The sequence below is a fragment of the Empedobacter stercoris genome (assembly GCF_025244765.1).
GTDB lineage: Bacteria > Bacteroidota > Bacteroidia > Flavobacteriales > Weeksellaceae > Empedobacter > Empedobacter stercoris.
On sequence record NZ_CP104209.1, the window covers coordinates 1,800,882 to 1,812,747 of the forward strand.

Below are 11,866 nucleotides of genomic sequence, written 5' to 3' on the forward strand. Positions count from 1 at the left end.
GTCTTAAATTATTGGGGTGAAAAAATATCTATTCTTTATCCTAACAATTTGTTTCTCAATTGGAATAATTATTTCTGAATTATTAATTCCTGCTACAAATTTACGAATTATATTTTTTCTACTGATTATTCTTCTTTTTATCTCCCTATTAAATAATCAGAATCGTCAAAATATCATTCCTTTTTTAATCATTTCGCCTATTTTAGGCTATTATATTCACCAGAATTATAATCAATATTCAAAAAATATCATTGAATCCGACTCAAAAGCTCATCTCTTAAAAGTCTACTACAATTCAAATTCAACTGAAAAATACACAAATTATATTGTTAAGGACATTGAAAATAACAAACAAATTTTACTTCATTTAAAATCTCAACAAACAAAATTATATCCAAATGATGAAGTGATTGTATATGGTCAAGAAACCGAAATTCAAGGTCCTCTAAATCCTTTTCAATTTGATTACAAACGTTTCTTAAATAGAAAAAGAACTTATTCACAATTAGTTGCAAACGAAATAATTTCTATTCACAAAGAAGGAAAAGGTTTTCGAAATTGGTCTGCAAAATCGAAAGTTATCATTAGAGAACAATTAACCAAACAAGGTTATTCGCTCGAAAGTAGAGCTATTATTTCTTCGATGCTTTTGGGCGATAGAACAGAACTTTCTCAAGAACTTAATCAAAGTTATGTTGCTACTGGAGTCGTTCATATTTTATCAATTTCTGGACTTCATGTGATGATGATTTTCATGATCCTACAATTCGTTTTGCAACCTTTATTAAGTTTAAAATATGGTTGTAAAGTTAGAATTATTATCAGTTTGATTTGTATTTGGCTCTTTGCATTTTATGTTGAATTACAACCGCCTGTTTTTCGTTCTGCATTGATGATTTCTATTTATTATATCAGCGAATTACTCAATCGTCCTAAAAATATTTACCACACCCTTTCGCTTTCTGCATTCATTATTTTGGTGTTTCAACCTAATCTTTTGTTTGATATTGGCTTTCAATTAAGCTTTTCGGCTGTCTTTTTTATTGTATGGCTTAATCCAATTTTCGAACATTTTTGGAAAGTGAAAAATAGTTTTCTGAAGAAAATAAAGATTATGATATCAACAAGTTTATCTGCTCAATTGGGTACATTACCTGTTTCTGTTTTCTATTTTAATCAGTTTTCTGGCTTGTTTTTATTTGGAAACTTAGTGTTGATTCCTGCTTCTTTTTTTATGATTTGTGGCGGAATAATTAGTATTGTTTTAATTATCATTAAGGTCGAAATTCCAGCTTATACGTGGGTTTTTAATCAATTTATTTCTATCATTAATCAATACATTTATTGGTTATCTGATTTTAATTTTATAGCAAAAGAAGTCTACATTAGTCTATTCACAGCAATGCTGATTGGCGTTATTTTATATTTTCTGAAACCATTGTTCCTCAAAAAATCGACAACTACTTTATTCATTTGCTTGACTTGTTTATTGGTGATTCAAATGGAACGATTGTACCACGTTTATCAATTGAATAAGTCGAATGAATTAATCGTTTTTAATCAATACAAGAATAGTATAATTGGAATACGAAATCAACGTTATTTAGTTGTTCTAAGCGAAAAACCTTTAGACGAAAAAACGCATAATTTTATGATTAAACCTTATAAAATTCATCAACGAATTAAACAAGTAGATTTCTATTCTTATCATTCATCTTTTCGACATCAATATTTTATCAAACATCCACATTCAATCGAAAATAAATCATTTAAACTCTTATTAAATGAAGAACATTCCAATATTTCTGATCTTCCTTTTTATGTGTTGATTCATCAGTCTAACCCATATTCATTCGAAAAAAATAGTCAATTAAAAAGGGTAATTGCTGATGCCAGCAACTACCCTTCTGTTGTTTCAGAATTAGAAAATAAATTCGATTCTGTTTTATGGAAAACCTCTACACAAGGTTATTTCTTAATTAAATTTTGATATCAGTTATGAAATCAGATGAACTACGATAACCTAAAACAATTTTATTGATATCTCCTTTGCCATTCATCAAAACAGTAGCAGGATAACTCAATTGTCCGTTTGTTAGCGCATAAGCCAAATAATTTGCTTTTGCAGGAGCAATATATGTATATTGAATTCCCATGAATTTCACCATATCTTTTGTTTCTGCATCAAATTTTACAGCAATATAATTGTTTTTTACATATTCTGAAACTTGAGCATTTGCAAAGGTTTCTTTGTCTAAACGCTTACAGAATCCACACCAAGTAGTATAGAAATTAATCAATACAGGTTTTTCTGGATGTGCTTTGATTTCCTTTGACGCTTCCTCTAAGGATAACCATTTAATTTCTTGTCCGAAAAGAAATGACGATAAAATTAACGTTGCGATGACTAAACTTGATTTCATAATTTCAATCTTTATTATTTAACTCCGTGCATCAATTTCTTCATTATTGGATTTAATGCAATAACGATTAAACCTGCTACAATTGGAACAATTGTAAAGATTAAGAAGAAAGTTGATAACGAGTATTCTTTTGTAATATTTTCGATTTGACCTCCTAAAATAGCTGCCAATTTGTTACCAATTGCAATTGCAAGGTACCACATTCCGAACATAAATGCAATCATACGTGCTGGTACTAATTTCGAAACATACGAAAGTCCAACTGGTGATAAACAGAGTTCACCTAATGTGTGGAACAAGTAAGCCAATACTAACCAAATAATCGAAACACGAACACCTTCTGAGATTCCGTAAGAACCGAAAGCTAAGAAACCGAATCCGATTGCCATAATGATTAATCCTAAACCATATTTTACTGAAGCTGAAGGGTTATATTTAGAATCCCAAATACGAGAAACTAAGGATGCTAAAGCAATAATGAAGAACGAGTTTAAAGTAGAAAACCAAGAAACGGTAATCTCTACTTGACTATCCTTAATTTCTGCAACTTTAGCAGGTACAATTTCAGACGGTTTATTTTGATTTTTATATTCAGCATCTAATTTTACTAAACTTTCTGGAGAAACTAATACAAATTTATCTCCTTCTTTGTGAATGTTAATCGCCGTTCCTTGTGTCAAAGCATCTTGAGAAGCTAAATTAATCACGTCATCTACAATGACATCTGTTGGTTTTGCAACATAAGAAGCCGTTACTGGTTCTAAGTTAAAAGTTGCCTGTCCTTTATCGTCTAAAACAGGTTTTCCTGCATCATCTACTTTTGCTGTTTTGATTGCTTGGTACGAAACATCGTAAGAGTGAGAAGACCAGTTGTAGTTTAACATCCAAATAGCAGCAGCCCAAATTCCTAAGAAAGTAAATGCTAAAACGACATTAGATGCGGCAGCTTTTTTGAATGTTTGTTTTGCTAACAAAAACAATACATACGTGATAAACAATAATGGAATAACTGTTAATAACGTATTGAAGATATTGAATGCCATTGCAGCTCCTCCAATTAAATTACGTTCTGTATTATCACGTGCAAAAATAACTAACGATGTAGCTCCTTGCTCGAAAGACATCCAGAAGAAAATAACGAAGAATGCGAAAATAATAACCGCAATCATACGGTCGCGAACAACTTTTGTGTAATTCGCTAAACGACGAATCACGACAAAGAAGAACATGAATAATGCAATTAAAATGACTACATTTTGTCCTGCTAATCCTCCTATTGAAAAGTCAAATAAATTAATTCCTCCAATTGCATTTAAGGGATCATTGAACGCATATCCTAAACCTAATAACGTCATTATAACGATTAAGATTTGATCTAAAATAGTAAAAGGATTTGGTTTTTCACCTGGCTCATATTTTGGTGTTTCATCGTCAGCAGTAATTTGATTTCCAGTTTTTGATGGAACTTCACCTATATGTCCAAATAATGGTTTAGCCAACCAGAATTGCAATGTTCCTAATAACATAAAGATTCCAGCTAATCCGAATCCCCAGTGCCATCCAACTTTTTCTGCTAAGAATCCACATAACATCATTCCGAAGAATGCACCAGCGTTAACTCCCATATAGAAGATTGTGTAAGCACCATCTTTTTTCTCTGGGAAATCTTTATACATTTCTGATAATATTGATGTCATGTTTGGCTTAAAGAATCCTGTTCCAATTACCAAACATCCTAATCCTAAGTATAAAAATAATGGAGTGTCAAAGGCCATAAAAGCGTGACCTAACGTCATAATTATCGCCCCTACAACTACTGCCCATCGATAACCTATGTATTTATCGGCAATAATACCTCCAAAAATAGGCGTAATGTATAGTAACATTGCGTAGGTTCCGTATAAAGCTGTTGCCTTTTCAATAGACCATTCCCAGCCTGGATTTAAACCAATAACTGCAGCTGTTAAAAACTGAATTAATAAAACGCGCATTCCGTAGAATGAAAAACGCTCCCACATCTCTGTAAAGAAAAGCACGAACAAACCCGAAGGATGCCCAAGTACTTTTGAATCAAAGAAATTTTCCGATTTTGAACTCATGTTTGTTTGTTAAAAGTATTTCTTAAAAGTTATTTTACGTCTTGCATTAATTTGCGAATTAATGGGGATAAAGCGATTACAATAATACCAGCTATTAATGAATATAAAGCTAATTGTTGATAACCATCTGTATAAGCCATTAATTTATCCATTAATGAAGCATTTTCGTTTGGAGAAGACATTCCCGCTCCTAAAATACCAGCCAAATATTGTCCATAAGCAGAAGCTAAGAACCAAAGCCCCATCATCATTCCTCCTAAATGCTTAGGTGATAACTTTGTTACCATCGATAAACCAATTGGAGAAAGACATAATTCTGCTATTGTTACAACGAAATACGCTAAAGCAAATATCTCTAATGAAGATAATCCGTTTTCATCTGCAAAGAATCTTAACGAATAGAAAATGTAATATGCACCTGCTAACATTAAGAACGCTAAACCAAATTTTACAACTGTATTTGGTTCAATTTTCTTTTTAGCCATCCATAACCAAACTAATCCTAATAAAGGTGCAAAAATGATTACGTATAAAGAGTTTGCACTGTTATTTACAATATTTGGATCTAATGGAACTGAGAATAAAGTAGAATGTAAATTTTTATTCGCAAACAAAGCTAAAGAACCTCCTGCTTGTTCGAAGATTGCAAAGAATAAAATAGAAAATGCAATCATAATAAAGGCTGCAATAAACTTACTTTTATCTTTAGAATCTGGAATTTTATATAATTGGATTAAAAAATAAATGATTGCTAATGGTCCAACAATAAACATAAACATATCTGTATATGCCGTATTATGAATCATAATAAAGATTAATGGAATACAAGCTATTGCACCTGCATAAACTGCAATTTCGCGAATTAATCGTTTTTTAGGATCCATTTTTATTAGAGGTGAATCACCAATTGGTCCTAATTCATTTCTAATAAATAGGAACAACACAACCCCAATAATCATCACAATACCTGCAGCTAAGAAAGCTAAGTTCCAGCTCACTTGTTTTCCTAAATAAACACAAACAATACCTCCTAAAAAGGCACCAATGTTAATTCCCGAATAAAATAATCCAAAACCAGCATCACGACGTGGATCGCCTGGTTTATAAAGTTCTCCAACCATCGAAGAAATATTTGGTTTGAAGAATCCTGTTCCGATAATACTCAGTGTAATCCCGTAGTAAAAGAAATGATGAGGGTCTGCAGCAATTAATAAGTTTCCTGCAACCATAACCAATCCTCCAAAAACTAAAGACTTTTTGAAACCTAAAATTTTATCAGCAAAAATACCTCCTACAAACGTAAACGCGTAAACAAAGGCTTGGATTGCGCCATATTTCAAATTCGATTCTGCATCTGTAAGTCCTAACATATCTACCATAAAAATGGCAAGAACTCCTCTCATTCCGTAAAAGCAAAAACGCTCCCACATTTCTACCATAAACAAATGCCAAAGCTGCTTTGGGTATTTTCCCTCAAAGTTTTGAATTTGATCCAACGTTAATTTTTGACTCATGATTTTTTAACTATGCACTAATATATCCTTTAGATTTTATTAGCAATCAACGAAAGTAAAAAAAACCTCTGACAAAGCAGAGGTTTTTTTTACTTATTCAATGATTTTTGTCAAATTATTAATTTATTCCGTGCATCATTCGTTTTAAAACAGGATTTAATGCAATTAATATAATCGCAGTAATCGCAGGGATAATTGCGAATATCATAAAGAAATAAGACATTGAATGTGTTTCTACAATCTGATCTATATACGATCCTAAGAAACCTCCAATAAAGTTTGCAATTGCAGATGCACAAAACCAAAAACCAAATAATAAGCCTAAGAATTTCTTTGGAGATAATTTTGATACATAAGACAATCCCACTGGAGATAAACATAACTCTCCTGATGTATGGAAGAAATAGGCAATAATTAACCAAATCATACTTACAGAAGCTGTTTTTGCTCCTTGAGGTATTTCGCTTGCTCCATAAGCTAAAGCTGCAAACCCTACTCCAACTAAGAATAATCCTAATGCAAACTTAATTGGTCCTGAAGGATTCCACATTTTTTCCCAAAACTTACTAAATGATGAAGCTAAAGCAATAATAAAAAAGGAATTCAAGATTTGAAACCAAGAAGCCGCAACCTCTGTTTCTACAGAATTAAATTCTCTGAAAATTTTCCATAAACCTAATCCCCAAATAATTACAAATGAAACTGCGGTAAAAATAATGGTTAGAGGGTATTGTTTATAAATCTTTTTTGCAAGCGCATATAAAACAAGTGTTACAATTGCTATCGGAACAACCGTCAAAATAGCATCAACCCATTTAAAAGTTGTTGCAGCATTTCCTTCTAAAACACGCTGTGTATAATCTTTCGCAAAAATAGACATTGACCCTCCCGCTTGTTCAAAAGCTAAGAAGAATACAATACTTGCTAACATTAAAACAGCAACAACTATTAATCGATCTCTTACCACAGCAGCAGATGTCTGTACTTCTGGCTCTTCTTCGTGATTTGCAATTTTTTTGTCATGAAAAGCTTTTACTTCTTTCGGAGATTCTCCAATTATACCAAAAATCTTTTCTCCAAAATAAAACTGTAACATTCCAAAGAACATAAAAACTCCAGCTAATCCAAAACCATAATGCCAGCCTACTTTTTCACCGATATATCCACACAATAACATCCCTAAGAATGCACCAGCGTTAATACCCATGTAGAAAATTGTATAACCTGCATCTTTTTTAGCACTTGTATCAGGGTATAAATTTCCAACCATTGAAGAAATATTTGGCTTGAACATCCCATTACCCAGAATCATTAATCCTAACCCCAAATAGAAAAACCAAGGAGCTATTCCTTCAAAAGCCATTGATAAATGACCTAATGTCATAATCAAAGCACCTATTAAAATTGCTTTTTTATAACCTGTAAATTTATCTGCAATGATTCCTCCTAATAAAGGTGTTAAATATACCAACCCTGTATAGGTTCCGTATAATTTCATAGCTTCGGCATTTGTCCATTCCCAACCTCCATCTGCAATTGTACTGATTAAGAATAATGTCAACAATGCACGCATTCCGTAATAACTGAATCGTTCCCACATTTCTGTAAAGAACAATACAAATAATCCAGCAGGATGACCATTTACCATTTTATCGTCCATCCCCAAACTATGAAGATGTTTAACTAAACTATTGTCTTGACTCATATTTCTTGTGTTAAATTTTTAGAAAGTTATAAATTCTTTTTAATAAAATTTGTCATCTTACGGTAAAGCTGTACACGTGTATTTCCACCATAAATTCCATGGTCCTTATCGGTATAGATTGCCATATCAAAATCTTTATTTGCTTGTACCAACGCTTCCGATAATTCGTATGTGTTTTGTGCATGTACATTATCATCTGCAGATCCAGAAATCAACAAGAAGTTACCTTTCAAATCATTTGCATAATTAATAGGTGAATTGTCATCATATCCAGATGCATTTTCTTGTGGTGTACGCATAAAACGCTCCGTATAAACCGTGTCATAATAACGCCAATTGGTAACAGGTGCTACTGCAATCGCCGCTTTGAACACATCATTTCCTTTAAACAAAACATTAGATGCCATAAATCCTCCGTAAGACCAACCCCAAATTCCGATTCGTGAATTATCAACATAAGGTAATTTCCCAATTTCTTTTGCTGCTGCAATCTGATCTTCTACCTCATATTTACCCAATTGTAAATACGTTTGTTTTTTGAATGCTTCTCCTTTATAACCTGTTCCACGTCCATCAACACAGAAAACAATATACCCTTCTTGTGCCAACATCATGTGCCAATAATCGTTTGAATTGAAGTACGAATTGTTGACATTCTGAGAACCTGGACCAGAATATTGATACATCAACACAGGATATTTTTTGTTTGCATCAAAGTCTTTTGGTTTTATCACATACGCGTTCAATTCGTTTCCTGCAGCAGTTTTCAAAACAAATAATTCTTTTGTCCCGATATTATCTGCATTCAATTTTTCTTTTACAGATGTATTGTCAACGATAACTCCTAAGTCTTTGCCTGATTTAGAATCTACTAAACTAATTGTTCTTGGCGTAGTGATAGAGGAAAAAGTATTAATGAAATACGTAAAATTCTTACTAAAAGCAGCCGAATTTGTCCCATTATTCTTCGTTAACATCGTTGTTTTCTTACCATCTAAACTAACCGAAGAAATTTGTCTTTCTGTCGAAATACGTTTCCCGTTATTAGAATTTGATTGATAATAAAGCGTTTTGTTTGCCGGATTATACCCATAATAATTCGTTACTTCCCACTCGCCTTTTGTAATTTGATTGATTAACTTTCCGTTATCGGCATAATGGTAAATATGATTATTTCCATCGCGCTCAGAAGTCCATAAGAACGAATTATCCGCTAAAAACTCTACAGTTAAGTTATCTGTCTCAATCCACGCTTTATTTGTTTCAGTAAATAATTTATTTACTTTTTTCGTGTTGATATCATAAAACGAAACATCTACATTATTTTGATGACGGTTAGACGTTACAACCGTTAATAAATTCGCTTTTGAAGAGAACTTAATTTTAGGAATGTAATAATTCTGAACTCCGTCTAAATTAACATTTGCAGTTGAGTTATTCTTCGTATCAAAAACATGTAACGAAACTTCCGAATTATCTTGCCCTGCCTTTGGATATTTGTAACGTAATTCTTGTGGATAAAGATTGTTGTGATAAATCGGAATATTAATTTCTTTGACTTTCGATTCGTCAAAACGAACATAAGCCAAAGACGTTCCATCAGCATTCCAATCAAAATTTCTTACGAAACCAAACTCTTCTTCATAAACCCAATCGTTGATCCCGTTGATAATATTATTCTTTTTACCATCAGTGGTAACTTGCGTTACTTTATTTGTTTTAAGATCCTGAATGTATAAATTATTTTCAAAAGCAAAAGCTACTTTAGATGCATCTGGCGAAAACAAAGGTTCTTGAATTTTCTTCCCATCAAAAACAACTACTTTCGATTTCGTTTGTGTATCATATACTTCAAATTTTGCTGTAAATGAATGGCGATAAATCCCTTTCGTTTCTGTTTGCAATAATACATAGCGCTCATCCGAACTAAATTCATATCCCTCAAACTTACCTGGCACAACTACAACGTCAGAAGATTGTCCCTTTTTCAATGTCGATTCGTACGAACGTTTTACCAATCCGTCTTTTGTCAGAATAGTATAATTTTCTCCATCATTCAATGAATTAACACCAAATAATGAGCTTTCGCGGTATTTACCTCCATAAATTCCTTCGAGCGTAATTTGCTGTGCATACGAATACGCACCCATCGCTAAGACCGCTAAACTTAAAATAAATTTCTTCATAGTTTTCTTAAAATGTGAGTTCAAACTATCAAATATAAACAATTCTATTTTTTCTAAAAGCACATTTTTTCGATAATCCATTATAATTATCGTTTCAAAAAAATATATAAAGCTACTTTACACTTTGGATAATGAACAACTCACAAGATTCTTTGCGGTGTTTTAAAGCTTTTTGTATTCCAAATCCACTTATTTTATCTCTAAAAAGTTATAATATAACAAATTAAACCACACAAATTACAATTCAATTCATTTCTGTCCATATTTGTCCACTTTTGTCAATCAATTTTCAAAACAATAAGTGCTTTAAGTAAAAATAAAACACCTCCTATCCCTCTGTTTATCAGAGCTAACGAAGATATATGTTTTGAGTTGATTTTGAGCTTGTTCGACCTTTGTTCGAGGATGCTTCGAGAACTCTTCGGAAAAATGGGCTTTTAGTCGAAGGATAGTTGAACAAGACTCGAACATAACACGAATAATTCTTATGATTTTGGGTAACGAAAAGATAAATTTCGAATATTTTATCTAAAAAACGACACTACAAAAAGAAGTTATTTATAGTAAAAAAAAATAGAATGTATAATATTTTTGTCCGATTTGGATATGCCGTTTCAACGGCAAAAAGCACCTTACAGAGTAGTTTTAGACATAAAATCATTTATTCAAAACGGCACTTATTAAAAGTCAATGTTTTGACTTAAAAACTTTTAGTGTATAATATCGATTATGATAAGTAGATTATTTTCATTGAAAAATTCATTTTTTCTAATCGATGTCTAACATACTTATATTATATTACAAGTCCTTAAGATTATTTTTAATATTTATTCTTCCAAAAAAAAGAAGAGATAAATATTGTAAAATAGATAAGTCTAAACAAATTTCATTCATTATAAGTGTATTATTTATACTTGTCATGTTTTCATAATGTTGTCCCATTATTTTAAAACTAGTCATATTATTTTTATCTACTAAATATATAACATTATAAGAACCTGTAATACTTACCTCCTGCATACGTATTTTACCTATAAATTTGTCCAAGTCTAAAGACTTGCCAAAAGGGTGAAATATATTATAATATTTCAACGTGTCTTTTTTTAAAATTATCCATTTTATATGTTTTAAAAAATTTACTAGAAAGTATAGAATAATAATAAGAAACAGTATAATTAATATATTGATTATACTGAAATTATTATAAATATATCTCAATCCTTTTAACACCATAAACACTCCTATTATAAAAAACAATAAAGAGAATATTCCCCAAAATATCGTGTCTTTTTTAAATTTACTTATTATCATTTTAATACAAATCAATTGTTAAATTCTGTCCTAATTCACTTTGGTTGATCATGTCTCCAAGTCCTAAGGTTCCATTACCTATAATATAATTAACCCCCATTGTACCATAATCAGCCACAAACCATACTCCTGCAACTATAGATCCTACCCCGTCCTTTATCAGAGTCTGAAGAACCTCCTAATAAAAGTCCCCATCTTGTGTAGAAACAGCCGTATAAAGAAAATCATTTCCTGAACCTCCTAACGATTTAATCCATTCTTGTTTTCCATTTTCATCTAATTTTGAAATAAAATAATCCAATCCTTCTTTTGATGAACTTTCAGTATGCTTAGAAAAATTAGCCCCTGAACTTCCTAAAAGAATAAAACCGTAATCTGGTGTTGAAATAGCATTATATAAATACTCTGCTTGTTCTCCTCCAATCGTTTTTTCCCACAAAACATCCTGCTGAGCAGAAAGTGTAAGCATAGAAAATAGGGAGAAAAAAGAAAGTAAAGTTTTTCTCATATTATTAAGTGTTAATCATTTAAATATATAAAAAATAATTAACACTATTACATATAAACAATATTTATCCAAATAAATCAATCTTACTAAAATTTTATAACACCTTTTATGTCAAGTAAA

8 protein-coding genes are annotated in these 11,866 nt (G+C 31.5%); 1 reads left to right on the forward strand and 7 read right to left on the reverse strand.

Annotation, left to right across the window (positions count from 1 at the left end; genetic code table 11):
* Positions 1-16: 16 nt before the first annotated feature.
* Positions 17-1,990 (forward strand): ComEC/Rec2 family competence protein, encoded by a 1,974-nt coding sequence (locus tag NZD85_RS08560; RefSeq protein ID WP_260541437.1) that lies wholly within the window; start codon positions 17-19, stop codon positions 1,988-1,990.
* Here the strand turns inward: NZD85_RS08560 and NZD85_RS08565 are convergent.
* The 7 genes from NZD85_RS08565 to NZD85_RS08595 form a co-directional block, all read right to left on the reverse strand.
* Positions 1,980-2,423: a thioredoxin family protein gene (locus NZD85_RS08565; protein ID WP_260541438.1), complete on the reverse strand. Its 444-nt coding sequence runs from the start codon at positions 2,421-2,423 to the stop codon at positions 1,980-1,982. The two genes, NZD85_RS08560 and NZD85_RS08565, sit on opposite strands and share 11 nt — an antisense overlap.
* Positions 2,424-2,437: 14 nt before the next feature.
* Positions 2,438-4,522: a peptide MFS transporter gene (locus NZD85_RS08570; protein ID WP_225541940.1), complete on the reverse strand. Its 2,085-nt coding sequence runs from the start codon at positions 4,520-4,522 to the stop codon at positions 2,438-2,440.
* 29 nt (positions 4,523-4,551) lie between these two features.
* On the reverse strand, positions 4,552-6,036 hold the full coding sequence (locus NZD85_RS08575; protein ID WP_225541939.1) for a peptide MFS transporter: 1,485 nt from the start codon (positions 6,034-6,036) through the stop codon (positions 4,552-4,554).
* A gap of 118 nt (positions 6,037-6,154) precedes the next feature.
* Positions 6,155-7,741: a peptide MFS transporter gene (locus tag NZD85_RS08580; protein ID WP_171622754.1), complete on the reverse strand. Its 1,587-nt coding sequence runs from the start codon at positions 7,739-7,741 to the stop codon at positions 6,155-6,157.
* Positions 7,742-7,767: 26 nt separating this feature from the next.
* Entirely contained in the window at positions 7,768-9,927 is a 2,160-nt protein-coding gene (locus NZD85_RS08585) for a S9 family peptidase (RefSeq protein ID WP_260541440.1), read from the reverse strand.
* A gap of 798 nt (positions 9,928-10,725) precedes the next feature.
* The gene (locus tag NZD85_RS08590) at positions 10,726-11,019 is read right to left on the reverse strand and encodes a hypothetical protein (protein WP_260541442.1); all 294 of its coding nucleotides are present in this window, start codon (positions 11,017-11,019) and stop codon (positions 10,726-10,728) included.
* A gap of 397 nt (positions 11,020-11,416) precedes the next feature.
* Entirely contained in the window at positions 11,417-11,746 is a 330-nt protein-coding gene (locus tag NZD85_RS08595; RefSeq protein ID WP_260541443.1) for a hypothetical protein, read from the reverse strand.
* Positions 11,747-11,866 lie beyond the last annotated feature (120 nt).

What these genes read in the sequence shown, in the direction of transcription:
- NZD85_RS08595 (WP_260541443.1), bottom strand. Translation starts at nt 11,746, where the DNA reads ATGAGAAAAACTTTACTTTCTTTTTTCTCCCTATTTTCTATGCTTACA.
- NZD85_RS08565 (WP_260541438.1), bottom strand. Translation starts at nt 2,423, where the DNA reads ATGAAATCAAGTTTAGTCATCGCAACGTTAATTTTATCGTCATTTCTT.
- NZD85_RS08585 (WP_260541440.1), bottom strand. Translation starts at nt 9,927, where the DNA reads ATGAAGAAATTTATTTTAAGTTTAGCGGTCTTAGCGATGGGTGCGTAT.
- NZD85_RS08570 (WP_225541940.1), bottom strand. Translation starts at nt 4,522, where the DNA reads ATGAGTTCAAAATCGGAAAATTTCTTTGATTCAAAAGTACTTGGGCAT.
- NZD85_RS08575 (WP_225541939.1), bottom strand. Translation starts at nt 6,036, where the DNA reads ATGAGTCAAAAATTAACGTTGGATCAAATTCAAAACTTTGAGGGAAAA.
- NZD85_RS08580 (WP_171622754.1), bottom strand. Translation starts at nt 7,741, where the DNA reads ATGAGTCAAGACAATAGTTTAGTTAAACATCTTCATAGTTTGGGGATG.